Source organism: Bradyrhizobium sp. BEA-2-5 (assembly GCF_032918025.1).
GTDB classification, from domain to species: Bacteria; Pseudomonadota; Alphaproteobacteria; order Rhizobiales; family Xanthobacteraceae; genus Bradyrhizobium; species Bradyrhizobium pachyrhizi.
In genome coordinates, this window is record NZ_CP136629.1 from 5581746 (window position 1) to 5605617 (window position 23872).

Genomic DNA, 23872 nt, shown 5'->3' on the forward strand with positions numbered 1-23872 from the left:
TAGTTTCCAATGGTGACTAGATAGCGAAAAGGATGTAGGTGTGAAGAAGGCACTCTCGCCTCACCTGATCACGCCGGAGTAACCGCGATGAAAGCCACGAGCCTCAAGCCGGACGCCTATGCCGCCAACTGCCCTACCCGCCAGATCCTCGATCGCGTCGGCGACAAATGGGCGGTGCTGATCCTTTTGCTCCTGCGCGAGGAGCCGATGCGCTTCAATCAGTTGCGGCGCACGATTGAAGGCATCTCGCAGAAGATGCTGTCGCAGGTGCTGAAAAGCCTGGAGCGCGACGGGCTGCTGCGCCGCCGGGCGATCGCAACGGTGCCGGTGACGGTGGAGTATTCAATCACGCCGCTCGGATCGACGCTCGCCGAAGCCGTCGATCCGCTGCGCGACTGGGCCGAACGGAATCTGAAGGACGTGCTGGCCGCGCAGCGCCGCTACGACGCGCAGCGCAAGGCGCTGGCGGCCTGAGGCACTGCGGCCCGAAGGCACCGGCGGCGTAGGACAGGTGAGTTGATCGAGAGGAGCCTAGTATCGCCCGGCCTTGGCGAGCTCGACCTCGACGCGCAGTTGGATCTCGCCGAGCACGGCATCGAGGCCGGGGTCGCCGGAGGATTCCTTCAGGCTCGCCGCGGCGTCACGCAGCCGGTTCACTGTCGAGGAATCGAAATTGCCGGACAGCAGGCCGAGCTTGAGCGCATCGAGCACGTCGAGCGCGCCCTTGCCGCGGGCCACCGACCGCTTGCGGCGCTCGGTCGGGTCTTCGACGCCCTGCAGCGCGAGCAGCGCATCGAGGCTGGCGGCGGCCTTCGGCGCCGCGGTAGAGCGCACCTCCTCCTGCGCGGTCGTCGCATCCGGCAGCGAGAAGCCGCTCGACGAGGTGCGCCGCGTGGAGCTGGTGGACGTGCCAAGCGTGGTGCCGTTCGGTCCGTAGATGCGCATCGTCGTGATCCCGCAGGCCTGAATGGGCCGAGCATCGCTGTTTTATGGTTAACGGCGCGTAAACGACCCGGCAATTTCTGCCGCCGCGCGGCAGTTTCGCGCTCCCTGGCGAACCGGAGCAAAACGACGACCCGACAATTTCGATAAATATATCAACGCATTGCCCAAGCGAGGCGGAGTGGCACGCAGCTCGCATGGTTAATGGCGGATCGCCGTCATGGGAGTGTCGTGTGATCCGCGAGTTCAGTTCGAGGGGAGCATCGGGATGCCCGGCATCCGCATCGCAAATCTGTTCGGAGTGGCTTGCGCCGCGCTGCTGGCGCTGGCGGCCTCCGTCATGCCCGCGGCCGCGACATCGCGCATCAAGGACCTCGCCAACATCGAGGGCGTGCGGCAGAACCAGCTCATCGGCTACGGCCTCGTAGTCGGCCTCAACGGCACCGGCGACACGCTCAACAACATCCCCTTCACCAAGCAATCGCTGCAGGCGATGCTCGAGCGCATGGGCGTCAACATCCGAGGCGCCACCATCCGCACCGGCAACGTCGCCGCCGTGATGGTGACCGGCAACCTGCCGGCCTTCGCCACCCAGGGCACGCGCATGGATGTCACCGTCTCCGCGCTCGGCGACGCCAAGAACCTCCAGGGCGGCACCCTGCTCGTGACCCCTCTCCTGGGCGCCGACGGCAACGTCTATGCGGTGGCACAGGGGTCGCTCGCGATCTCCGGCTTCCAGGCCGAGGGCGAGGCGGCCAAGATCGTGCGCGGCGTTCCGACCGTCGGACGCATCGCCAACGGCGCCATCATCGAGCGCGAGATCGAGTTCGCGCTCAATCGGCTGCCGAACGTGCGCCTGGCGCTGCGCAACGCCGACTTCACCACCGCCAAGCGCATTGCGGCTGCGGTCAACGACTATCTCGGCGTCAAGACCGCCGAGCCGATCGACCCCTCGACGGTGCAGCTGTCGGTCCCGCCGGAGTTCAAGGGCAACGTCGTCGCATTCCTCACCGAGATCGAGCAGCTCCAGGTCGATCCCGATCTCGCCGCCAAGATCATCATCGACGAACGGAGCGGCATCATCGTGATGGGCCGCGACGTCCGCGTCGCCACCGTCGCTGTGGCGCAGGGCAACCTCACCGTCACCATCTCCGAGAGCCCGCAGGTCAGCCAGCCCAACCCGCTGTCGCGCGGCCGCACCGTGGTCGCGCCGCGCAGCAGCGTCACCGTCACCGAGGACGGCAAGAAGCTCGCCGTCGTCAAGGACGGCGTCTCGCTCCAGCAGCTCGTCGACGGCCTCAACGGCCTCGGCATCGGTCCCCGCGACATGATCAGCATCCTCCAGGCGATCAAGGCCGCCGGAGCGATCGAAGCCGACATCGAGGTGATGTGATGCCGAGCCTGATCAACAGCACCACCGGCAGCATGCCGAACAAGGCGTTGATGCCGATGTTCAACGGCCGCCCCGATCCCGTGCTGCAGGACGCGCTGAAGAAGGTGACGCCGCAGCAGGCCGCCAAGGCGAAGGCGACCGCGACCGATTTCGAATCGATGTTCCTGAATTCGATGTTCTCGCAGATGACGACCGGCCTGAAGGGCGACGGCCCGTACGGCGACACCGTCGGCACCGGCGCATGGCGGTCGATGCTGACCGACGAATACTCGAAGAATTTCGCCAAGGCCGGCGGCGTCGGCATTTCCAACGAAGTGTTCCGCTCGCTGATCCTGCAGCAGGCGAACAAGAGCTAGGGTTTCAAGGAGCAGCGCGATGAACCAGCGTCCACAGCAGCCGCGGCCAGTAGCATCCGCCTCCGCCGCGCGGTCGGCGACGTCGACGCCGCCGGACGTCGCGCGTCTCGCCAACGAGCTGACCGATGTGATGAGCGGCCTGCTTGCCGTCATCGAGCAGGAGACCGAGTTCGTCCGCGCCGGCAATATCCGCGAAGGCATGCGGCTCGAGCCGCAGAAGTCCGAGCTGTCGCGGCGCTACATGCTCGCGGTGGAGCATCTGAAATCGATGCAGAAGATGCTGTCGCAGACCGATCCCGAGCTGCTCGCGACACTGCGCCGTCATCACGAGACGTTCCGCGCCATGCTGCAGGTGAATTTGACCGTGCTTGCAACGGCGCATGCCGTCTCCGAGGGGATCGTGCGCGGCGTCAATGCCGAGGTGCAGCGCCGCAACATTCCGAACACCTATACCGCAAGCGGACAGCGCGCCGCGCCGGGCCCGCGCAACATGACGCCGATCGCGATCAGCCGCACGCTCTGACGCCTACGCTTACAATTTAGCTCAATTCGACGCCGCCCCGGCAGCGCGGCATTCAGCGTGTTTTCTAACAGCCTATTGAGAGGTTCCCCGTAGAGTTGCGGATCGTGAGGGGTTGGGATTTGACTCAAGCGAACTAGTGCCTGTGCACTACGAGGCTGCCATGAGTACAGATTTCAGCATCAGGCCGGTGGGGACACCGGTCGCGGCGCCGATGGTCTCTCCCACGAGCGATACGGCGCAGAAGGCGGTGAAGACTGAACTGCCGGCGAGCCAGAGCGTCACCGCTCCGGAGCCGAGCGTGCGCGTCACCATCGATCCCAACGCCGTCAACGCATCGATTTCAAATCAGGCTCCGTCGGTCAGCGACCAGGTCATCATCGACCGCGCCGCGCGCGCCGTGGTCTATCAGGTGGTCGATAATCGCACGAATTTGGTGGTGAGGCAGTTTCCGGAAGAAGCCGTATTGCGCCGCCGCGCCTATTTCCACGCGCTCGATCTCAGCAAGGACGCGCCGACGCGGGTGCGCGCCACCGATCGCCGCGCCTAAAGCATGATCCGGAAAAGTGCGAAGCGGTTTTCCGAAAAGATCATGCTCAAACAAAGAGCTAAGGCGCGATGACGATTCAACCTAATCTCATCGCGCTCTAGCGCGGAGCAACGACCGCTCAGGTCTTCTGCGTGGCATAGGCCTTGTCGAGATAGGTCGCCCCGGTGGCGGGATCGGTGACGACATTGGCGATCAACGCCGTCCCCTGCTGCACCAGCGCGAACTTGGTATCGCCGATCCGGAACCCGCCATCCTTGATCAGCACGTCCTGATACTTGCTGGTGCCGTCGCTCTGGTAGTGGACCTTGGCGCGGAAGCCATCGACGTTCGACACCGAGATGTTGAACGACTTGTTGTTGGCATACTTGCCGCTCCAGCTTCCCTCATAGAGGTTCGGATCGACAGCCACATAGGGCGTCTTCGACGGGACCGTCAGGCCGGCGGCCTTGTAGTTGGCCGACAGGATGCTCAACACGTCGGCCATGCCGAGGGCTCCGTCAGGAATCGATCGATCAGCCGCGGCCCGAAAGGCCGGCGGCGATATTGCAGTTGATATCGATCAGCGACTTCAGTTTCGCCGGATCCGGATTCATCTGGATATCGACAGTCTGCTTCATCACGAACACGCCGATATTGGCGATGTTCTGGCGAATCTCGAGCGGCTGCGGATTGTCGTCGCCCTGCGCGGCGCTCAGAAAGATCGACCACAGCCGGCGGTTGAACAGCAACGCGTGATCGAGCGCCTTGTCGGGACCGTTCCAGTTCGTCTGGACTTCCTGCAGCTGCCGCGCGGCCTTCAACAGCGCCTGCGCTTCGATTTCACGTGGGGAAGCCGTCGTCGTGGAGGTACGAGCGTAGGCCTGGGCTGCATTCGACATTCAATGACCTCGATGGGATGCGGATTTCTCGAGCCGCGAAGACGCAATTCTAGCGCCCGATATTTATGCATCCGGCGCCTTTAAATATGGTTAGCAGCCGTTACGAAATGCGTCGTTCTGACGGCATGGACAGACACCGTAATATCCCGGAGACAAAAGAAAACGGCGGGGTTTCCCCCGCCGTTCTCGAAGCACTTGCCGGCGCGCTTAGCGGAGCAGCTGCAACACGCTCTGTTGCGACTGGTTGGCCAGCGACAGCGCGGAGACCGCGATCGACTGGCGAGTCGAAAGCGCCTGGCTGTTCGCCGCTTCCTCATTGGTGTCGGCGAGCGTCAGATTGGACGAGCCGGTCTGCAGCACGTTGATCAGGTTCTTGGAGAAGTCCTGACGCACCTGCACGATCGACAGGTTCGAACCGAGCGTCGAGGCTTCGCTGCGCAACGCGGAGCTCGCCGAGCTCAGCGACGAGATGACGCTGTTCGCCGAGTTGTTGTCGAGGAAGTCGGTGCCGGCGGTCAGCGCCTTCAGACCGAGGCCGCTGGCATTGAAGGTGACGCCGGTGATGCTGAGCGTCGACTTGCCGGTCTCGTTGAAAGTCAGCTTCAGGCTGTCGCCGTTCAACAGGTTGATGCCGTTGAACGAGGCGTCCTGCGCTGTGGTCGTGATCTGCGCGATGGTGTTGTTGTACTGCGTCACCAGAGCGGCGCGCGCCGACTGCGAGGCCTGGTCGGCGACCGGGGCCGTGCCGGCCGCGCTGAACGTCGCGGTGCCGCCGCCGGTGTTGGTGAAGGTCACCGCACCGATCGTCGAGGACGCCGCGTCATTGGTCGTGGTGATGACGAGCTTGTTGGAGCTGTCGAGGCTCGCCGTCAGGTTGCTGGCCGCCAGCGACGTGTTCAGCTGCGCCAGCGACGTGCTGGCCCCGAAGGTGAAGCTGAAGGCGGGTTGGCCGGCCGAAGCCGCGATCGCCAGCACGTCGCCGCTCTTGATCGTGGTGCCGTCGACGAGGTTGGCAGACGTGCCGCCGAGCGCCGCGGTGGAGGTGACCTGCGACCTGGTGGTGTAGCCGGTCGGGCTCTGCAGCGCCTGGTTGGCGATCGACTTGGCGCTGTCGATCAGCTTCTGCAGCGAGGTCAGGCCGGTGTTGGCGGCCTGCAGCACCTGCACGCCGTTGGCGATGCCGTCGAGCAGATTGTTGATGTCGCTGGCGCGGTTGTCGAGCGACTGGGCGGTGAAGAAGTTGGTGGGATTGTCCAGCGCCGAGTTGACGCTCTTGCCGGTCGACAGACGGTTCTGTGTGGTGGCGAGGAGGTCGGCGGTGGACTGGAGGGAGAGCAGGTTCTGACGAACCGATGCGGAGAGAACGATACCGGACATTTTCATACCTTTCTGGTGTGAAACTGAGGAAAAAGCCGCTCCAATCCTTTCTGATCGGGCGGATGGCCGATCCTGCGGTCAAGCCGCGAAGGAAAAAGAAATCTCCAGCACGGCATTTGAGACAAAGGCCGAAGAATAAAATTGTCGCCATTGGGCGAGGTTCGTCCCGAAAACTACTGGGGCGACTGACAATTCCGGCCAGATAGCGACCCCTGCGCCCTCACCCCATTCACCAAGCATTAACCATCATGGGAAAGGATCACTGTCGCATCGGCCCCGGGCCGCAACGGCGGCTGCTAAGCAGTGCCGAACCACGTCGTTCCGCGAGCGAAGACGTCGCGCGACTGCCGGCAAAGGAGAACGGTTATGGCCCTGAAGGTCGAACTCAAACCGAACGAGCGCATCATCGTCGGCAATTGCGTGATCACCAACACCGACCAGCGCGCCCGCCTGCTGATCGACGGTGACCGCATCCCGATCCTGCGCGAGAAGGATATCCTGACGCCCGAGACCGCGGACACGCCGGCAAAGCTGATCTATCTCGCTGTGCAGCTGATGTATCTGTCGCCGGACCCGATGGCGCACCACCCGACCTATTTCAGTCTGGTGCGCGACATCATCACCGCGATGCCGAGCGCCTGGCCCTTCATCGAAAGCGTCAACAACTTCATCCTCAACGGCGACCTCTATCACGCGCTGAAGGAATCCAAGAAGCTGATCGCACACGAAGAGAAGTTGCTGGAAACCGCGCGCGACCAGCAGAACGCCGAGCGGGACGACACACGCAAGAGCGCGTAGAGCTCCTTGTTTTGACGCGTTTTCGCGCGGCCCGGCGTCCACTTCGCTTGAAAACGCTCTAGCCCCACTCGCCTCAACGAAAAAGGCCTCCGCGCGGAGGCCTTTTTGCTGGCTGGAGATGAGGGGCGCGCGATCAGCCGATCGGCAGATATTTCAGCAGCGTCGTCTGATACAGCATCGACGTGGTCTGGTACGACGCCTGCAAGCTGGTTTGCAGCGCCAGGATCTTGGTCGCGACCTCGTCCTGATTGACGCCCTCGACCGAGTCGAGCATCGTTTCCGCCATCCCCTTGAGCTGGGTCTGCCGATCGGTGGCCGCCTTGGTCGCGGTCTGGGCACCGGCGAATTCGGCCTGCACGTCCTGGATCTGCTGCTGACCGTTTTGCGGGGCGAGGTTGGCGCTCACGCGCTGCGCGAGCGCCGTCACCTGCGCACTCGCATTCGGATTGCTGGCATTGGTTGTGACGGCTGCGTACACCGCGACGTTCTGCAGCAAATAGCGGAAGGCCTGTTCGTTGGCGCGCGCGCCATACTGCACGGTGATGGACTGATCGACCTGCGCGACCGCGGTGCCGCGCGCCGACCCCGGGCCATTCTCGCCGGTGTACCAGTAGACGGTGTTGTCGGGCGTGCCCGCGACCAGGTTGGTGGCGGTGTCGAACGGCGGTCCCCCTACCCTCAGCGGCGCCGGCGCTGCGGTGGTGTTGTTGGCGATGCCGAGCGCGCCAAGTGCGGCCGTGTTGGAGCTCGAGATCGACAGGCTCTCGCCATCGGCGCCGTGCAGGGTGATCGCGCCGTTGCCGATGGTCGACGGGTTCTTGGTGCCGCTGATCTGGTCGATCTTGGCCATCAGCGTCTGCACGCTGTCGGTGACGTTGACCTGGTTGCCGGTGGCGCCCGAGGCCACGAAGGTGATCGGCGTGCCGTTCACCGTGATGGTATCGCCGGCGGCAAAGCTCGCCGACAGCGAGTCGGTGCCCGCCGCCCCCGACAGCGCCGTGGCGCCGTTGATCGGCGCCGGCGGCGTGTTCCGGTTGTTGACCGCGGCGCCCGACACGGTCGCGACCGGATTGAAGAAATTGTTCGACGCCGCAACCGCGGACGCCGCGACCAGCGACGTGTCGCTCAACGTCTTGATCGACGAGGTCAGGGTCGATTGCAGGTTGGCCGTCGTCGCCGCGGTGTCGGCGCCGATCAGGAACGAGCCGGCGGGCGGCGGGTTCGTCGTGGTCGCCGTGAGTTCGATCGCTTCGGTGGTGCCGTCGGGCAGCGTGAAGTTGAACTTGATCTTGTCGCCGTCCTTCGGATTGACGGCGCCGAGATCGACCGAGGCCGATTTCGGCGTGCCGGTCGGCTGCGTCACCGTGGCGCCACCCGTCAACGACGACTGCACCGACAAAAGCTTCAGGCCGAACGGCGAGCCGTCCTCGGCGATACTCGTGACCGTCGTGGTCGCCGGCGGCGACGAGACGCTCAGGCGCCCCATCATGCCGGCGCCCTGATCGGCCTGCTTGCGCTCATTGATGAGCTGCGTGAGGCCGGCCTGGGTTGCCGTACCCTTGAGCATGGTATCGGCGGATACCGTGGCCGGCGTATCCATCGCGCGGCCGGAAAACAGATAGCGGTCGCCCGACTGGCTGTTCAGCATCGCGACCGCGTTAGCGAAGGCCGCCTGCGCCGTGATCTGGCCCGAGGTCTGGCCGCTGTCGTTGAGCGTCAGCGTCGCCGTCGTCGCGGCGTTCTTCACCTGGGCCCCGACGTCGGACAGGCCCTGCAAGGTGAGGTTCGCGACACTCAGGCGCGTGTTGAGGTTGGTGGCGGTATCGGAGAACGCGTTGATGCCGCTGATCTGCGCGCGCAGGCTGAGCGCGAAACCGCGATCGAGTCCCTGCCCCGCATAAGTTGTCGATACCTTGCCGGTCGCAAGCTGCGTGGTCAGGTCATTGAGCTGATTCCGCAGGTTGAGGATCGTGGTGCCGATATAGGAAGTTCTGCCGCTTACGCCGTCGATCGACATGTTACCCTCACGTGAGCTGCAGCAGCGCGTCGTACATCTGCTTGATCGACGACATCACGCGCGCATTGGCGGAATAGGCGTTCTGCAGCGAAAGCAGATGCGCCATCTCCTCGTCCATGTTGACGCCGGAGGTCGAGTCCATCTTGGTCTGCAGCGTGTTCAGCACGACGTCCTGGCCGTCAGCGAGTTGCTTGGCAGCGGTCGCCGACTCGCCCTGCTGGCTGATGAACTGCTTGGCAAAGTTGAGCAGCGTGCCGGTGAACGGCGCGCCGGTGGTGCCAAGGCCGGTCTGCGGCGAATAGCTGTATGAGGCATTCGACAGCTGGTTCAGAACGAGGTTGGCGCGCGTGGTGTCGCCGGCCGGCGTCTGCGGATTGGTCGAGTACACCACCATGCGCGAGGGATCGCCGATCAAGGCGGTGTTGACGCTGATGCGTGCGGCAAGGCCGGTGGTCTGCGAGCCGGACGACGTGATCGCGCCGGTGTAGAGCGCCTGGCCGCCGTCGGTGAACAGCGGCAGCTGCGGATTGCCCGAGGTCAGCGACGAAACCGTCGTGGTGACCGACGCCGCGGTCACATCGGCCTTGTTGGCGGCGCCGTCGTCGAGCACGCGCAGCGTCGACCCGGACGGATTGGAGAATTGCAGGCCGGTTCCACCGAGCGCGCCGTTGAGCTGCGACAGCACCGAGCTCATGCCACCGGAGAAATCGATGCCCAGCACCTCGTCGTTGGGATCGACGGTCGCGGTATTGCTCAGCGGCAGCACGCTCGGATCGTCGACGCGGATGATCGACAGATTATGCGTGAGGCCGGTGGTGTTGTCCTTGTAGGAGACGTGGATGGTGTTGCCGTTCTGCAGCCCCGAGAGATCGAGGTCGAAGCCGGACTGCGCTCCCGCCGTCGCCGCGGTGCCCGCGGTGGTCTTGTCCGACAGCGCGCTCGACATCGCGGCGGCGAACTGATCGATCTGGGTCTGGGCCTGCGCCAGCGTGTTGTCGCGCAACTCGAGATAGGCGGCGATCTTGCCGGAGCGAATCGAATTGGTCGACACCATGTCATAGGTGCCGCCATGCGGGAACGTGATGGTGATGGTCCCGACCGTGCTCTTGGTCGGGTCGGTATTGTACAACGTGTTGGACGTCATCGTGCCCTGGGCGTTGAAGCTGAGCGTCGCGGCCTCGGTGCCGACCAGCTGCACGCCGGAATTGGTGAACACGCTCACTTGGTTCTGGCTGTTGGTGACGGTGCGGATGTCCATCAGCTGCGAGAGCTGCGTGACGTAGCGGTCGCGCTGATCGAGCAATGCCGCGGTCGAGGCATCGGTCGTGCCGCCATTGGCCGCCAGCTGGACATTGAGGCGCGCAATCTGCTGCAACGCATTGTTGGCGCTGTTGATGGAGTCGCTGATGCCGGCCTCGGCGTTGGCGCGCAGCGTCTGGATTCCCTGCGACGTCGCGTTGAGCTGCTGCGCCATCGATTGCGCGGCATTGATCACGCCGATGCGGGCCGACTGCGATTCCGGGCTGGTCGACAGCCCCTGCAGCGCGGTCAGGAACTTGTTGTAGGCGTCCTCGATCGTGCCGGTGGAGTCGGGATTGCCGTACACGCCCTGCAGATTGGCCATGAAATCCGAGCGGACATCGGCGTAGGCCGCGCCCGAGGTCTCGGTGCGGAGCTGGGTCTGCAGGAATTCGTCGAGCTGGCGGTTGACGCCGGTGATGAGGACGCTCGAACCGTACTGGCCGGTGGTGCCGGTGACCTGATTGAGCGTCTTCCTGACGTAGCCGGGCGTCTCCGCGTTGGCGACGTTCGACGACACGAGCGAGAGCGAGGCCTGCGTGGCGCGCAGGCCCGACATCGCGGTGGAAAGGGCTTGGCTCAAACCCATGATGTGTACTCGCCTTTACTTCTTCACACGTGCAGCAACGATGCGATCAGCGCAATACGTTCAAGAGATCCTGCACCATCGAATTCGCGGTCGTGATCACCTTGGTGTTGGCCGAATAGGCCTGCTGGGTCACGATCAGCTTTGTGAATTCATCGGCGATGTCGGTGTTGGAGCTCTCGAGCGAGGAACCGACGATGGTGCCGGCCTTGCCGAACAACGCCGCGCCGGACTCGTCGGTCGCCTCGAACGCACCGCCGTCGATGCGCTTGAGGAAGTTGGTGCCGTTGAAGGTCGCCACCGAGATTTCGGCGAGGTCGATGTTGCGGCCGTTGGTGTAGTTGCCGACGATGCGGCCGTTGGTGGAGACGCTGACCGACTGCAGCTGGCCTGCGGGGAAACCGTCCTGCTGGATCTGGTTGACCTGAACGTTGCCGTTGGCGTCGGCGAACTGGGTCACGCCACCGGAGCCGAAATTGATCACGGGGCTGCCGAGCGACACGCCGTTGACGACGGCATTGGTGAGCGCCACCGAGGAGATCGCCGGCGACATCTGCCCGTTCGAGGCGAAGGTGAAGTTGACGTTGACGTTCTGCCAGGAGACCTGTGTGCCGGTCGCATTGGGATTGACCTGATAGAACAGGTTCCAGGTGTCGGTATGTGTGCCACCCAGCGAGGCACTGTCGGTCTTGGCCCAGCGCAATTGCAGGTTCACCGGCGTGCCGGCGGCGTTGTAGGCGGTCACCGCGCCGCCTGAGACGGATTCGTTCAGGAAGGTCGAGTTATCGTTGCCGATAACCTGGCCGGTGCCGACCGTGCCGCCGCCGCCGCGAACCGCAACCGCCGAGCCGGTGAAGCCGAGCGCCGCGAAGGCGGTCGAGTTCGAGCTCGTCACGTTGAGATCGGCCAATTTGCCGGAGTGCAAGGTGATCTTGCCGCCGCTGATCGTCGATGGCGTCGTGGTGCCGGTAATCGCGTCGATCTTCGCGAGCAGCGTTCCGATGCTGTCGGTGACGTTGAGCTGGTTGCCAGTCGCCCCCGACGCCACGAAGGTGATGACGGTGCCGTTGACCGTGATCGTGTCGGCGGGCACGACGGGCGGGCCGGCCGAGCCGGCGCTGAAGCTGGCGTTGATCGAGTCGGTGCCTGTACCGCCCGAAAGCAAGGTCGCGATGGTATTGTCCACCGATGGCGTCGCCTTGTTCTTCTGCTCGGTGCCGGTGATAGCGGAATCGGTATACGGCGCAGCCGGCGTGCCCAGCACCAACGGATTGTTTCCACTGCTGAACGCGCCCGGCCGGATCAGCTCGGAACCGGGAACCGAAGTGTCGTGCGCGGTGGTCAAGGGATAGGACGCGAGGTTGGCGCGATAGTCTATCTTGGTGGTCTGCTGCGCCGGCAGGAAGTCGTTCTTGAATTGCAGCACCTGCGGCGATGAGCCTGCCGGGTTGCCGGTGGTCGGGTCGATCGGCACGCCCTCGAGATAGTAGCCGGCGCCGTTGACGAGATAGCCGTCCTTGTTGAGCTGGAAATCGCCGCGGCGGGTGTAGCGGTCGACGCCATCGAACACCGGCGCACCGTCGGTGAAGCTGCCGGGCTTCTGCACCGCGAAGAAACCGTTGCCGTTGATCGCCATGAAGGTCGCGACCGATGCCGACTGGACGTCGCCCTGTACCGAGTTGGTCGAACGGGACTGCGCGGTGACGCCGCCGGCAAGCTGCGCGGTCAGCGCGGTCTGCGGGACGAGGTCAAGGAACGAGGTATCGATGCGCTTGAAGGCGGTGGTCTGCGAGTTGGCGATGTTGCCGGAGATGTTTTCAAGCGCGTACGACCCCGCGCGCAAGCCACCGACAGCCGTCGTGAGAGCGCCGAAGATACCCATGACATGTTCTCCAATTCGATTCCCGGCGGCTGGCAATCACAGGAATGGCCGCATCGGCGGAGCATGTCGCAAAGGTCGTGCCACGAAACAAAACGTAACAAAATCATCCGCTTGAAAAAAATGCCCCGGTCGTTCGACCGGGGCACATTTGCCGGGAGCGGCAACAATTGCCGGGAAGGAATGTCAGGTCGCCGATGGCGCCGCCGGGTGAAAGACCAGCCCGAAACCGTCGATGCAATAGCGCAAGCCGGTCGGCTTCGGACCGTCGTCGAAGACGTGGCCGAGGTGGCCGCCGCAGCGGCGGCAATGCACCTCGGTGCGGACCATGCCGTAGGTGCGGTCCTCGGTCTTGCCGACATTGCCCTCGATCGGCTGGTAGAAGCTCGGCCATCCCGTGCCGCTCTCGAACTTGGTCTCGGACGCAAACAGCGGCAGGTCACAGCCGGCGCAGGCGAAGATGCCCTTGCGGTGCTCCTTGAGCAGCGGGCTGGATCCCGGCCGCTCGGTGCCCTGGTTGCGCAGGATCTCGTATTGCTGCGGCGTCAGCTGCGCGCGCCATTCGGCGTCGGTCTTCTCGATCTCGAATTTCTCGGCGGCCTGCGCCGGCGAGGCGCGCAGCCAGCGGAAGGCGGCGAAGCCGAACAGGCCGGCGACGGAAGCAAGCAGGATGCGGCGATCGATCATTAATCATCTCCGGTGCGGGCGGCTCGGGGGGCGTGCCCGAGGTTCGTCAACAAATACGAACCCCGCCGGCGGACGTTACATCCGCCCGTCGGAGATCCGCTCACTTTCTTGCGAGGCATCCGGATACGGCGCCTCGCCGTCCTCGATCTGCCTGGGCGCGGGCGGACGCGCCGGCCGCACTGCCGACGGGGGCGGACGGCGGGGTGCGGGTCCCCTGGTTCCCGCCCTGAGATTGGCCTCGGCGAGCCGTGCCTCGCGCAGGCGCTCCTTCGCACGTGCACCCTCGCGGTAGCGCGCCAGAACACCCGCCACGGACGAGGCCCCCCTCGCCCACAGGCCGACGAAATGACCGGCGACGCGTCCCGTGGCGCCGCCCGCCCAGACCAGCTCGAACGGCGAGAACAGCCGCCAGCGCTCATCGCCCCACAGAATGCTGCGCGCGATCATCTGTCCGGCCATGGCGGAGGTGTTCATGCCCTGGCGGCCGAACCCGCTCGCCACCCACAGGCCTTTGCGCAACTGGCCGATCTGCGGCATGCCGTGCACGGTGACGCCGACCGCGCCGCCGAACATCTCGGCGATCGGAACCTTGCCGAGTTGCGGAAACACCGTGGCGATGCGGCGCTGCACCGCCCCGCCAAGCCGCTTCGGCCGTGCGTCCCAGGTGGCTTCGGGGCTCGCCCACAACAGCCGATCGCCATCGACAACACGGAAATGGTCGATGCCGTCGCTGTCGACGACCGAGCCGGGAAAGACGATGGTCTCGGCCAGCCGCTCCCCGAGCGGCTCGGTCAATGCCGCGTAGCGCCAGACCGGCAGCAGCGTCTCCGAAAGGCGCTTCAGGGGCGCGCCGAGATGAATGTTGCCGGCGAGCACGATGTGGGTCGCGCGCAGCCGCGCCGAGGGCGTGACGATGCGCTTGCGGATGCCGGAATGATCGATGCTGACGACCGGCGTGTCCTCGAAGATGCGGGCGCCTGCCCGCCGTGCCAGCGCCGCAAGGCCGTGCACATATTTCCGGCCGTCGACCTGGAACGCCCTAGGATAATACACGCCGTGGAAGTAGCGATCGGTCTTGAGCACGCTGCGCACGCGATCGACCTGCCAGCCCTCGATCTCGGTCGCCAAATCCTCACCCAGCGTCTGCAGGCGGCTGATCAGCGCCTCGCCGACATCGACATTGGAGACCTCCAGCGCGCCATCGCTCGGCTTGATGCCCGGGATCAAATCTTCGGTAGCGGTGGCGCGGACATAGTCGGCGCCCTCCTTCGACAGCGCCCACAATTCGCGGGCATCGTCGAGGCCGACGCGCTCGATCACATCTGTTATCGGCAGGCCGAATCCCGGCATTACGGTGCCGAGATGATGACCGGAGGCGTTCCAGCCGATCTGGCGGCCTTCGAGCACCGCGACGCTCGCACCGAGCCGCGCCGCCTCACGCGCCACGGTCAGGCCGGCCAGCCCGGCCCCGACCACGCAAATATCGACGTCGAGGTCGAACGCCAGACGGTCGCGGAACGGCGAGGCCGCCTGATCGGGGCCGTCTGCCGCACTTGTGGAACTCTCGCTCATGGCGTTTCTTACGAACCGCTGCGGCGCTTGTCACCTTGTCCAGGGCATGAGCCTGTAGAATTAATTCGACCTGACCGATTCGAGAATGCCATGCGCCGTTTGATGCTGCTGCGTCACGCCAAGACCGAGACCGACGCGCCGAGCGGCCGTGACCAGGACCGCCGGCTCGACGAGCGCGGCCACCGCGACGCAGCGGAGATCGGCGGCTGGATCGCCCGTCATCCGCCCCTGCCCAATCTGGCGCTGGTCTCGCCGGCGGTCCGCACCAGGCAGACCTGGGAGATCGTGCGCGAGGCGCTGAAGGGCGCCGGGCCTGCGCCGAAGGTCGAATTCGTGCCGGACCTCTACGGCGCCGACCCGGTGCAATTGCTGACCGCGATCCGGATGGCTTCGGTCAGCGATCCGAAGCGGCTGATGCTGGTCGGCCATAATCCCGGCATGCACGAGCTCGCGCTGACGCTGACCGGCAGCGGCGACGAGGCCGCAAAGCGCGCGCTCGGCGACAATCTGCCGACCTCGGGGCTCGCCGTCTTCGACTTTGCGACCGACGACTGGAACGACGTCTCGTTTCGGCGCGGCAAGCTCGTCCTGTTCGTCAGCCCTAAGCTGTTGAAGCAGGCCTCGCGCAGCTGACGCAAGCGGACAGCGCCGCGCCGCCATGCTATATTGGCCTCTGCGCGACAGGGGGACCGGTTCGCGTCGAGACCAGAACGACTTCAAGAAAAAGAAGGCGCGCGTCCCGGGCACAGGGACCAAACGGCTCCAGACCAATCGCGGACAGGAGGCGCAGATGTTCAAGTCCATCCTCGTGCCCATCGACCTCGCCGACACCGATCTCGCCAAGCCGGCGATCGCAACCGCGGCGACGCTGTCCCAGACCTGGAGCGGCACGGTACGCCTGCTCAACGTACTGCCGATGACGCCGGTGATGCTGGCCGAATACGTCCCGGCCGATTTCGACGAGCAGCAGCGCCAGACCTCGGAGGAGGCCCTCGCCATCGTCGCGCGCGAGTCCGGCATCGCGCCCTCCCGCATCTCGGGCGTCGTGCGCCAGGGCGGCATCTACCACGAAATCCTGGAGGAAGCCGCGCAGATGAAGGCCGACCTGATCGTGATGACCTCGCACCGGCCGGCGATGCGCACCTATTTCCTCGGCTCCAACGCCGGGCACGTCGTGCGCTACGCCAAATGCTCGGTGCTGGTGGTGAGGCATTAAAGCTGGGTGAGTCATGGCCGTCGCAGGCGGCGCTGCCAAAATATCGAAAACAACCCCATGCAAAGTAGCCGGCGGCGGCCGGCGTTCGACCAGGCGACTTGACACGTCGGGCAACTCAGGGATATTCTTCTAGTATTCCGAAATTGCGCACGAAGATGCCGTTGAGGACGCGGCGGTCATTCGCTCGTGGCACGCCGCGCGGCTTGTTGGGCAGCATCGGCTCGATGGCAGTCCATTCGTCGTCGGAGAGTTCGTAGCGCATGATTCGGCCCCTTCGGTCAGGCGCTGGAACCACGGCTCGGCAGTCAGCTCAATGAGGCACTGACCGACGGCGATTGGTCGCTATGCACCCGAAAGCGGACGCATTGTGCTCACGTTGAGCTCTTCACCTCTTGACCCGAAGCGGTCGTCGGCCATGCCGGACAGTGGCTCAACATACTGCTATAAGCGTTGAGCTTCCCAAGATGCTGTCAGAACAGGCAACTTGCCTGAGCGCAGCCGAGGCGCCCGCGGTCGATTGCCCGACGATGCTATCCGCGTATTCTCGTCCTTCGATGTGTTTGAGGGTTCTGGGAATTGACTTCACCAGCTCAGGATACGGAGCGACATTGACGATGAGGGGCGGCGTTGTCGAATATTGTCAAGGAATTGCGGAAAGGTAACGCACGCAAGGGCGCCGGAAGACGCCCCTTTCCGTGCGTTCGAGACCTCCTCGCCGACCACGCGGAAACTGCGCCGGAGCGCTATGCCATTCTGGCCCCGGCGCGCCGCCCGATGACGTATGGCGCGCTATGGACGCAGGCAAATGAAGTGGTTTTCGGGTTGCGGAACGTCGGCGTGCGCCGAACTGACAGGGTCGCGGTCGTGTTGTCGGACGGACCAGAGGCTGCAGTAGCGGCGATCACGGTTGCGGCCGGCGCGGTTTGTGTACCTCTCAATCCGGGTTTCACCTGTGATGAATACCTGCGTTATTTCGGCGAATTGCAGCTGGCGGCGCTATTGACGCACGCTGACTTGAATTCGGCCAGCCGACGCGCCGCCCAAATCCAGGGCGTGCCCGTGATCGATGTGTCGATGCGGCCGAACGAGGGAGCCGGCGCGTTCAGTGTTGCCGGTCGGGCACCGCAGCTCCTGGTTGACGACGAGTTTGCGTCCAGCGCTGACGACGCGTTCATCCTGATGACATCTGGCAGCACGTCGCGGCCCAAAACGGTCCCTCTGACCCATGCGAGCGTCTGTCTGTCGGCCGACAACGTTGGCGCCGTCTTGGAGCTGGAGGCTCGCGACCGATTGCTAAGCGTACTGCCTCTCTTTCATGGGCATGGCTTGATCTCGGGACTTCTGGCCGCGCTTGCGGCAGGCTCCAGTACGGTCTGTCCGCCTGGCTTCGATGCAACAGCGTTCTTCGGCTGGCTGATGGAGTTCCGACCAACCTGGTACACGGCGGTACCAGCAATCCATCGCGCAGTATTGGCGGCGGCGGATCCCTACAGGCAGGCTGCGCAGCGGTCCTCCTTGCGGCTCGTTCGTTCGGCTTCGACGTCTCTGTCGTCGGAAGTGCTCGACGGACTAGAAGCGCTGTTTGGTGTTCCCGTTATAGACACCTACGGCATGACGGAGGCCGCGACCCAGATCGCTGCTAATCCCTTGCAGCGGCGAAAGCGCGGTTCCGTCGGCCGGCCGGCCGGCCCCGAGATCGGGATACTGGACAGGAGAGGCCGTCGCTTGCCATCCGGCAAACGTGGAGAGATCGCGCTGCGAGGTCCCACCATAACCAGAAGGTACGACAATGATGCCGCCGCTACAGCGTCCGCATTTCAGGACGGCTGGTTCCGGACCGGCGACCTCGGATACCTGGACGCCGACCGGTATCTCTTTATCGTCGGTCGCATCAAGGAGATCATCCATAAGGGCGGGCAGAAGATTGCCCCCGCCGAGGTAGAGAGCGCATTGCTGAGCCACCCGGCTGTGATCGAAGCCGCTGTTTTCCCTGTCCCCCATGAGCGACTGGGCGCGGACGTCGCCGCCGCTATTGTGCTGCGTCAGGACGCAAAGGTGAGCGTACAAAGTCTCCGAGACTTTGCCCGAGGACGCCTGGCCGGGTTTAAGGTCCCTGGCCTCATCGTGATTGTAACAGAGATTCCGAAAGGCTCCGGCGGGAAGATCAAGCGCAATGAACTTGCGGCCGGCCTTTCAAAGACTCGACCAATCCAGGACGACGGCAAAGGAGTTGCGCCCAGCTCGGAATTGGAGCGTCAACTGGCCGGTATCTGGAAGGACATCCTGGACATCGATCGGATCAGCGTTGATCAGGATGTCTTCGCGCTCGGCGTGGATTCACTTGCCATGACCCAGTTGATCTTGCGTGTGGAAGAGTACTTCGGCGTCATGCTGTCGTTCGAGGATATCTTCAATTCGTCGACCGTTGCAGCGCTTGCGCTTCGCCTTGAATCATCAAAAGAGAGCGCCGGCTCGTTGGCGCGCCCGCACGATCCGCCATCGCAGATCTCGCGCGCTGATGCAGATGGCGCACAGTCAATCTCCATCGTGCAGGAGCGCATGCTACGCATCGAGCGAAAATTACCCGGGCTACCCCAGTTCAACCTGCCGTTCGCTTATCGATTGCAGGGCCGACTAAGCATTCCCGTGCTCGAGCGGAGCCTTGCCGAGGTCGTGCGTCGGCATGACATGCTGCGCACGGCGTTTATCTGGCAGGATGAGGTCCCCCTCGCTCGCGTCGTGCCGGACGTCGATGTCAGATCAATCCTGGCTGTGAAGGATTATGCAGTCCCGGTGCATGCCGGAGATACCCGTGCCAAGGAACTTCTGCTGGTAAAGGCGAAGCTGGAAGCCGAACGGAGCTCCCTGGCGCCGATCGACATGAACAATGCGCCACTGTTCCGGGCCTATCTCTTCAGGCTCGATGCCAGGGACCATGTTTTGCTCCTGGTCATGCATGATATCATCATCGATGGCTGGTCGATGGCAATCTTCATGGAAGAACTTCTGGAGATCTATGCCGCTGCGATTTCCGGTGCGAAGGCGCAGCTGCCCAAACCATCGCTTCAGTTTTCCGATTTCGCTCGCTGGCAGCGTTTGTGGTCCAGCACCGAGGAAGCAAACAGGCAGTTCGCTTACTGGAAGCGATGCCTCGACAAAGCCTCACCTCCATTTGCAGCCCCGAAAAGCAGCGTTGGAGGCGAATTGACTTCGCGCGCTCTCCAGGAATCATTTCAAATATCGAACAATCTGGTGACGCAGCTGAGCGCCATGAGCCGCGACCGGGGCGTAACTCTGTTCATGAGTTTACTCGCCGGTTTCAAGACCCTGCTGTTGCTCCGGAGCGAACGCAACGACATTTGTGTCGCGACTTTGATGGCCAATCGGCCTCAACTCAGGACAGAACGCGTGATCGGTCCGTTCGCGAACACAACGATCATCCGCACCCAACTTGATGCTGATCTGACCTTTAGCGAAGCGCTTGAACGCGTGCGCAGGGCCGTCTTGGAGGCTTACGCCAGACAAGAACTTCCCTTCGATATAATTGCCAGCCGACTGGCGGAAGAGACCGGCTTGTGCCCGGCATCACTCGTCCAAGTTTATTTCGTTCTCCAAGTTGCGTTCCGCCGAGCGCTCCAGTTGCCCGATCTGACGGTTCGCCCGTTCGGCTACCAGGAAGAACGGTCTGCCATGCCGATTGATCGCGCTTGGCTCTCGATTACCCTTAAGGACACCCCGTCGGGAATGACCGGCATATGCGGGCGCAAGGACGACTTGTTCGAGCCAAACACCGTCCAGAATTGGATTGCCGATTACACGGCAATCTTGGTCAATGCGGCCGCAAACCCCAACGAGCAGCTTGGCCGATTGATTGATCCCTGAAACGATCAGGTCAGTCGCACCAAGCCGGTGAAATAAAGTGCAACGCCTGTGCCGGTGTCCTGCCACGCGCAAGGTCGTCCAAAATTCGTCCGATCCGAGGTTCATCCAGCTTGATTATCCACTAGAAATTGTCGACAATTCAGGGGTGCATTGGACGAGGGATTGATCAAATCTAATTTTGCCACTTGGAGGCGGCGATGTGTAGATTTGCAGTGGATCTCATCGATTTTGAGGAATTGACCGCGGCGCAAAGGAAAGCACTGCTGAAGGACCTACAGAAGCGCAGGGATGCTCTGCAAGCGCAGCTGGAGGGGGTCAATGAATCGCTGAAGGGCGTCAATCAAGCGCTCAAGACGGTCCAGAAAGTATCAAAGCGCCGTTAGCGCCCGGGCCGTCAGCGCCCGAACAGGCTGTAGTCTGGTCTCCGCGCTTCAGCCGTGCAGGGGCTTCCGCCGAATGCGGAAAAGACAGCGGAGGGCCTGACCAAAGGGCACGTAAAATCGACGCGGCTCCGGACGGCGGGGTGTGAAGCCCCCGGTCACGTCATGGCCACCGTTGCGGCCGCGTCAGGGTTGAATTCCGAGCACCTTAAGTATCGGCGTCCACCGGGTGTAATCTTTCTCATGCATCGCTCGCGCCTCTGCACCGGATCGCCATACTTGCTTAAATCCGACATTCTGCAGTTTCTCCTGAGAACGTTGCGATGCTTGCCGAAAAATCTCGGAGAGTCGGGAGACTTCCTCCGCTGATGTTCCCGGCGGAGCGAAGATGCCGATCCATCCTTCCGTCTCAATCCCGCTGCCGGTTTGTGCAAGAACGTGAAGTGAATCTTGAAACGGGAGAAAGTCCGGAAAAGGAACAATCGCAACCGCGACATGCCCCCCAAGGACACTGAGGATCGCTGGCGCCGACCCTTGATAAGGTACGTGCACCATCGGCACTCCGTAGTCGTTGAAAAGCGTTGTACCTATGAGATGGGGAATGCTCCCGGCGCCTGCCGTGGCCACGGTGCGATATTTCTCCTCGCGCGAGGCCTCCAGCATGTATTCGGCAAGCTGCGCGGCAGCGTCTTTTCTCGCGACGGCAACGTATGAGAAGGTCGCCAAAATTCCGATGGGCACGAGCTCGCTTTGAGGAGACGTTCTGAGCGACGACGTGGAGGACATGAACAAGAGTGTCTGAGTCCCCTTTTGCCGAAGTACCCAATCTGCCGCTATTGCTCCTCCCGCGCCAGGTCGATTTTCCACGATCGTCGACGTTCGCGCGATCTGCTCCGCTGCTTCAGCAACGATTCTGGCTGCGGTTGAAGAGGTTCCCCCTGCCGCAAATCCCACAACCAATGTAATCTGTCCATCATTCGGAAGTGCGGGACTGGAGAGCATCACAAGCGCAGCAAGAAAAAGTGGCGTGAATCTCGTCATTCGCTGATGCCCTCTTCAACGAGTATCGCGATTTTCAAGGACAGCTGGACCACGTTCCCTTCGAGGGCGCAACCTCCGAAAGAACGTCATTTGGCCGGCTCGGCTCTCCGGCGCGCTGCGGGCGCGTCCATCCGTCCGTACCTCGCACGCGGTTCGCCATCGAAGCGGGCAGAATCCGATACTGAGGTCGATCTCCCCGAGCTCGTACGCGGGCTGGCACTATCTGAATGACACCGGTGTTCGGAGCCCGATAGACACCTCCTTCTTCTGACAATAGACTTTGACTAAAGATCGGATCGGATCAGGGCGAGCTTTTATGGCCGCAGACCGTGTGGAACGGCGACTGAGTGCTGTTTTCGTGGCCGATGTGGCTGGCTATAGCCGCCTAATGGGTGCTGATGAGGAGGGTACGCACGCCCGGCTGAACGAACATCTGTCTGCGCTCCTCCATCCCGAGATCGAAAAGCACGGCGGGCGGCTTATCAGGAGCGCCGGCGACGGAGTGTTGGTGGAGTTTGCCAGCGTGGTCAGCGCTATGCGATGCGCCGTTGCGATACAGCGCGGCATGATCACTCGAAACACCGATGTGCGAATTGAAAAGCGGATCGAGTTCCGCATCGGCATCAACGCCGGCGACATCATCACAGAAGGCGGCGATATCTTTGGGGACGGGGTAAATGTTGCGGCTCGGCTCGAGGCGCTTTGTGAGCCGGGCGGCATCTGTGTATCGCAACGCGTACGAGAAGATACGCAGGATAAGCTTGACATCGAATTCGAAGATAGTGGCGAGCATCAACTGAAGAACATTGCACGGCCGGTGCGGGTCTATCGCGTGTCGTTCGGCAACGCTCCGGCGCGACCGGCGCTTGCGCTTCCCGACAAGCCATCGGTCGCCGTCCTGGCTTTTGAGAATATGAGTCGCGACTCGGAACAGGAGTACTTTGCGGATGGAATTTCGGAAGACATCATCACCGAGTTGTCCCGCTTCTCGGACTTGTTCGTGATCGCACGCAATTCGAGTTTTCGATACAAGGGCAGAGCGGTTGATTTGCGTCAGGTGGGTCGAGAACTCGGCGTGCGCTATGTTCTGGAGGGTAGCGTTCGTCGGGGCAATGACCGAGTTCGGATCACGGCACAGCTGATTGATGCTGCAAGTGGCGTCCACCGCTGGGCCGAGCGCTATGACCAGAAGTTGAAGGATGTATTTGCGATCCAGGACGACGTGGCGCGTACGATCGCCGCAATTCTGGTCGCGCATGTGAACATGGCGGAAGCTGAACGCACCTTGCTCAAGCCGCCCGCGACTTGGCAGGCCTACGATCACTACATGCGCGCAGCTGCGGCGTGGATATCGTTCCAGTCCTCGTGGCAAATGGCGGAATTATTGAGGACACGAGGGCACCTCGCAGATTCGCTGGCCATCGATCCGAAATATGCCCGTTGCTATACAATGCTGGCCAGCACGCACCGGGTGGCTTGGCTCAATCCCCTGAATGATGAATATTTGAGCCCGACTATCCTTGACCTGGCCATCAAATTGGCGCGCACGGCAATTGCCCACAATCCGGGCCTGCCCGAAGCCTATGCCGAGTTGGGTTATAACATCATCCGGAAGCGTGACTTCGACGCAGCGACTGGCGCCGCCGAAAGAGCGCTGGCGCTAAACCCCAATTTCGCGGATTACCGCCTCGCGCAAATATTCTACTCGGTGGGAGACCCGACCAGAGCTATTGCCATCGCCAAGTTGCAAATGCGCCTAGATCCATTCCATCCGCATTTTGCGCCGTTGATGGTCGGCGTAGCTCACTACCACCTCAAAGAATACCACGATGCCCAACATTGGTTGACTGAAGCCATTGGCCGCGCGCCCAATCACCAGTATGGCCACGCCTTCTTGGCTGCGACGTACGCTCAGCTGGGACGAATGGAAGATGCTCGTGCAGAGGCAAACGAAGTTCTACGCTTGAATCCAAGATACAGCATCAGCGGCACCCAGCAGCAGGTATCCATTCTCAAACGCGCCGAAGATTTGGAGCACCTGGTTGACGGGCTGCGAAAGGCCGGCCTTCCAGCATAGTCTCGGCGAATGCGCGGGCAAGACAGCAGCTCGCCGTCCTGCGCGGTGGTGCTCGTCCGAAGTCCGCTTGTTGGCCCTTCTCGAACCTCCAGCAAGGTCCGCTTTCTCGCGGCTGTCAGGGTGAGAACGGACATCAAGCGCCCCTCATCCAGCTCCGATTTGTGAGTACACGGTCCAGCTGATTGGTCAGCGGCCACCATCGAGGCAAAGCCGCGGGCAATGAATGCCACCAAAGCGGTGTTCGCCTAGCGCGCGCGATGAGTTTTGATAGAATCGGCTTGGCGCGATCTCGGTTCACCTCTCCCCGACGGGGAGAGGTCGGATTGCGCCTGGCGATGCGAAGCATCGTCCAGAGCAATCCGGGTGAGGGCTCTTGCTCTCTCGATAGACCGTGCCCCTCACCCGATTTGCTGCGCAAATCG

The 23872-nt window shown here is 62.9% G+C and carries 21 protein-coding genes and 1 pseudogene; 11 read left to right on the forward strand and 11 right to left on the reverse strand.

Annotation, left to right across the window (positions count from 1 at the left end):
- Positions 1 to 87 precede the first annotated feature (87 nt).
- Positions 88 to 474, forward strand: a complete 387-nt coding sequence (locus tag RX327_RS26455; RefSeq protein ID WP_317247584.1) for a helix-turn-helix domain-containing protein — start codon at positions 88 to 90, stop codon at positions 472 to 474.
- Between the two features lie 57 nt (positions 475 to 531).
- Here the strand turns inward: RX327_RS26455 and RX327_RS26460 are convergent, their stop codons facing one another.
- Positions 532 to 945, reverse strand: a complete 414-nt coding sequence (locus RX327_RS26460; RefSeq protein ID WP_050386400.1) for a flagellar assembly protein FliX — start codon at positions 943 to 945, stop codon at positions 532 to 534.
- 265 nt (positions 946 to 1210) lie between these two features.
- Here RX327_RS26460 and RX327_RS26465 point away from each other — a divergent pair, with 265 nt between their 5' ends.
- The 4 genes from RX327_RS26465 (at position 1211) to RX327_RS26480 (ending at position 3761) form a co-directional block, all read left to right on the forward strand.
- Complete coding sequence (locus tag RX327_RS26465; protein WP_410712081.1) at positions 1211 to 2335, forward strand: flagellar basal body P-ring protein FlgI; 1125 nt, start codon at positions 1211 to 1213, stop codon at positions 2333 to 2335.
- Positions 2335 to 2691 carry a flagellar assembly peptidoglycan hydrolase FlgJ gene (gene flgJ, locus RX327_RS26470; protein ID WP_410712082.1) on the forward strand — a complete coding sequence of 119 codons (357 nt, stop codon included), beginning with the start codon at positions 2335 to 2337 and terminating at the stop codon, positions 2689 to 2691. Before RX327_RS26465 ends, flgJ begins: the two co-directional genes overlap by 1 nt.
- A 19-nt stretch (positions 2692 to 2710) precedes the next feature.
- Entirely contained in the window at positions 2711 to 3214 is a 504-nt protein-coding gene (locus tag RX327_RS26475; RefSeq protein ID WP_317247585.1) for a hypothetical protein, read from the forward strand.
- A gap of 160 nt (positions 3215 to 3374) precedes the next feature.
- Positions 3375 to 3761 carry a hypothetical protein gene (locus RX327_RS26480; protein ID WP_317247586.1) on the forward strand — a complete coding sequence of 129 codons (387 nt, stop codon included), beginning with the start codon at positions 3375 to 3377 and terminating at the stop codon, positions 3759 to 3761.
- Positions 3762 to 3879: 118 nt separating this feature from the next.
- Here RX327_RS26480 and RX327_RS26485 read toward each other — a convergent pair whose 3' ends face one another.
- The 3 genes from RX327_RS26485 to RX327_RS26495 all read right to left on the reverse strand — a co-directional run bounded on the left by RX327_RS26485 (position 3880) and on the right by RX327_RS26495 (position 6016).
- Positions 3880 to 4245, reverse strand: coding sequence for a hypothetical protein (locus tag RX327_RS26485; protein ID WP_016846761.1), 366 nt, complete (start codon positions 4243 to 4245; stop codon positions 3880 to 3882).
- 28 nt (positions 4246 to 4273) lie between these two features.
- A complete protein-coding gene (flaF, locus tag RX327_RS26490; protein WP_016846762.1) occupies positions 4274 to 4639 on the reverse strand; it encodes a flagellar biosynthesis regulator FlaF in 366 nt (121 codons plus the stop codon).
- Positions 4640 to 4846: 207 nt separating this feature from the next.
- The gene (locus RX327_RS26495) at positions 4847 to 6016 is read right to left on the reverse strand and encodes a flagellin (protein WP_317247587.1); all 1170 of its coding nucleotides are present in this window, start codon (positions 6014 to 6016) and stop codon (positions 4847 to 4849) included.
- Between the two features lie 366 nt (positions 6017 to 6382).
- Here RX327_RS26495 and flbT point away from each other — a divergent pair, with 366 nt between their 5' ends.
- The gene (gene flbT / locus RX327_RS26500) at positions 6383 to 6814 is read left to right on the forward strand and encodes a flagellar biosynthesis repressor FlbT (RefSeq protein ID WP_028337700.1); all 432 of its coding nucleotides are present in this window, start codon (positions 6383 to 6385) and stop codon (positions 6812 to 6814) included.
- A gap of 133 nt (positions 6815 to 6947) precedes the next feature.
- On the opposite strand, the gene RX327_RS26505 is transcribed toward flbT, so the two are convergent.
- The 5 genes from RX327_RS26505 to RX327_RS26525 form a co-directional block, all read right to left on the reverse strand.
- Positions 6948 to 8831, reverse strand: a complete 1884-nt coding sequence (locus RX327_RS26505) for a flagellar protein (protein WP_050386408.1) — start codon at positions 8829 to 8831, stop codon at positions 6948 to 6950.
- 7 nt (positions 8832 to 8838) lie between these two features.
- On the reverse strand, positions 8839 to 10719 hold the full coding sequence (flgK, locus tag RX327_RS26510) for a flagellar hook-associated protein FlgK (RefSeq protein ID WP_317247588.1): 1881 nt from the start codon (positions 10717 to 10719) through the stop codon (positions 8839 to 8841).
- Positions 10720 to 10765: 46 nt separating this feature from the next.
- Positions 10766 to 12598, reverse strand: coding sequence for a flagellar hook-basal body complex protein (locus RX327_RS26515; RefSeq protein WP_317247589.1), 1833 nt, complete (start codon positions 12596 to 12598; stop codon positions 10766 to 10768).
- A 183-nt stretch (positions 12599 to 12781) separates the two neighbouring features.
- The gene (gene msrB / locus RX327_RS26520) at positions 12782 to 13282 is read right to left on the reverse strand and encodes a peptide-methionine (R)-S-oxide reductase MsrB (RefSeq protein WP_317247590.1); all 501 of its coding nucleotides are present in this window, start codon (positions 13280 to 13282) and stop codon (positions 12782 to 12784) included.
- Between the two features lie 75 nt (positions 13283 to 13357).
- Positions 13358 to 14854, reverse strand: a complete 1497-nt coding sequence (locus tag RX327_RS26525; protein ID WP_317247591.1) for an FAD-binding oxidoreductase — start codon at positions 14852 to 14854, stop codon at positions 13358 to 13360.
- Between the two features lie 90 nt (positions 14855 to 14944).
- Between RX327_RS26525 and RX327_RS26530 the strand changes: the two genes are divergently transcribed.
- Entirely contained in the window at positions 14945 to 15487 is a 543-nt protein-coding gene (locus RX327_RS26530) for a histidine phosphatase family protein (RefSeq protein ID WP_317247592.1), read from the forward strand.
- 157 nt (positions 15488 to 15644) lie between these two features.
- Positions 15645 to 16070, forward strand: coding sequence for a universal stress protein (locus RX327_RS26535; RefSeq protein ID WP_317247593.1), 426 nt, complete (start codon positions 15645 to 15647; stop codon positions 16068 to 16070).
- Positions 16071 to 16215: 145 nt separating this feature from the next.
- Here RX327_RS26535 and RX327_RS26540 read toward each other — a convergent pair.
- A pseudogene (locus RX327_RS26540) lies at positions 16216 to 16332 on the reverse strand (transposase); the annotation flags it as partial.
- A 365-nt stretch (positions 16333 to 16697) separates the two neighbouring features.
- Between RX327_RS26540 and RX327_RS26545 the strand changes: the two are divergent.
- Together RX327_RS26545 and RX327_RS26550 are read left to right on the forward strand one after the other, a co-directional pair.
- Positions 16698 to 19952 carry an AMP-binding protein gene (locus RX327_RS26545; RefSeq protein ID WP_082190739.1) on the forward strand — a complete coding sequence of 1085 codons (3255 nt, stop codon included), beginning with the start codon at positions 16698 to 16700 and terminating at the stop codon, positions 19950 to 19952.
- A 197-nt stretch (positions 19953 to 20149) separates the two neighbouring features.
- Positions 20150 to 20335, forward strand: coding sequence for a hypothetical protein (locus RX327_RS26550; protein ID WP_155258570.1), 186 nt, complete (start codon positions 20150 to 20152; stop codon positions 20333 to 20335).
- Between the two features lie 183 nt (positions 20336 to 20518).
- On the opposite strand, the gene RX327_RS26555 is transcribed toward RX327_RS26550, so the two are convergent.
- Positions 20519 to 21373 (reverse strand): Bug family tripartite tricarboxylate transporter substrate binding protein, encoded by an 855-nt coding sequence (locus RX327_RS26555; protein ID WP_082190740.1) that lies wholly within the window; start codon positions 21371 to 21373, stop codon positions 20519 to 20521.
- A gap of 316 nt (positions 21374 to 21689) precedes the next feature.
- On the opposite strand from RX327_RS26555, the gene RX327_RS26560 reads away from it, so the two are divergent.
- Positions 21690 to 23450, forward strand: coding sequence for an adenylate/guanylate cyclase domain-containing protein (locus RX327_RS26560; RefSeq protein WP_063779961.1), 1761 nt, complete (start codon positions 21690 to 21692; stop codon positions 23448 to 23450).
- The last annotated feature ends 422 nt before the right edge of the window (positions 23451 to 23872 follow it).

Bases quoted from the DNA above. Each gene is read 5' to 3' on its own strand.
- flgK (WP_317247588.1), bottom strand. From the start codon at position 10,719: ATGGGTTTGAGCCAAGCCCTTTCCACCGCGATGTCGGGCCTGCGCGCC.
- RX327_RS26455 (WP_317247584.1), top strand. From the start codon at position 88: ATGAAAGCCACGAGCCTCAAGCCGGACGCCTATGCCGCCAACTGCCCT.
- RX327_RS26480 (WP_317247586.1), top strand. From the start codon at position 3,375: ATGAGTACAGATTTCAGCATCAGGCCGGTGGGGACACCGGTCGCGGCG.
- RX327_RS26515 (WP_317247589.1), bottom strand. From the start codon at position 12,598: ATGGGTATCTTCGGCGCTCTCACGACGGCTGTCGGTGGCTTGCGCGCG.
- flbT (WP_028337700.1), top strand. From the start codon at position 6,383: ATGGCCCTGAAGGTCGAACTCAAACCGAACGAGCGCATCATCGTCGGC.
- msrB (WP_317247590.1), bottom strand. From the start codon at position 13,282: ATGATCGATCGCCGCATCCTGCTTGCTTCCGTCGCCGGCCTGTTCGGC.
- RX327_RS26560 (WP_063779961.1), top strand. From the start codon at position 21,690: ATGGCCGCAGACCGTGTGGAACGGCGACTGAGTGCTGTTTTCGTGGCC.
- RX327_RS26465 (WP_410712081.1), top strand. From the start codon at position 1,211: ATGCCCGGCATCCGCATCGCAAATCTGTTCGGAGTGGCTTGCGCCGCG.
- RX327_RS26550 (WP_155258570.1), top strand. From the start codon at position 20,150: ATGTGTAGATTTGCAGTGGATCTCATCGATTTTGAGGAATTGACCGCG.
- flgJ (WP_410712082.1), top strand. From the start codon at position 2,335: ATGCCGAGCCTGATCAACAGCACCACCGGCAGCATGCCGAACAAGGCG.
- RX327_RS26475 (WP_317247585.1), top strand. From the start codon at position 2,711: ATGAACCAGCGTCCACAGCAGCCGCGGCCAGTAGCATCCGCCTCCGCC.
- flaF (WP_016846762.1), bottom strand. From the start codon at position 4,639: ATGTCGAATGCAGCCCAGGCCTACGCTCGTACCTCCACGACGACGGCT.
- RX327_RS26535 (WP_317247593.1), top strand. From the start codon at position 15,645: ATGTTCAAGTCCATCCTCGTGCCCATCGACCTCGCCGACACCGATCTC.
- RX327_RS26505 (WP_050386408.1), bottom strand. From the start codon at position 8,831: ATGTCGATCGACGGCGTAAGCGGCAGAACTTCCTATATCGGCACCACG.
- RX327_RS26525 (WP_317247591.1), bottom strand. From the start codon at position 14,854: ATGAGCGAGAGTTCCACAAGTGCGGCAGACGGCCCCGATCAGGCGGCC.
- RX327_RS26460 (WP_050386400.1), bottom strand. From the start codon at position 945: ATGCGCATCTACGGACCGAACGGCACCACGCTTGGCACGTCCACCAGC.
- RX327_RS26485 (WP_016846761.1), bottom strand. From the start codon at position 4,245: ATGGCCGACGTGTTGAGCATCCTGTCGGCCAACTACAAGGCCGCCGGC.
- RX327_RS26495 (WP_317247587.1), bottom strand. From the start codon at position 6,016: ATGTCCGGTATCGTTCTCTCCGCATCGGTTCGTCAGAACCTGCTCTCC.
- RX327_RS26530 (WP_317247592.1), top strand. From the start codon at position 14,945: ATGCGCCGTTTGATGCTGCTGCGTCACGCCAAGACCGAGACCGACGCG.
- RX327_RS26555 (WP_082190740.1), bottom strand. From the start codon at position 21,373: ATGACGAGATTCACGCCACTTTTTCTTGCTGCGCTTGTGATGCTCTCC.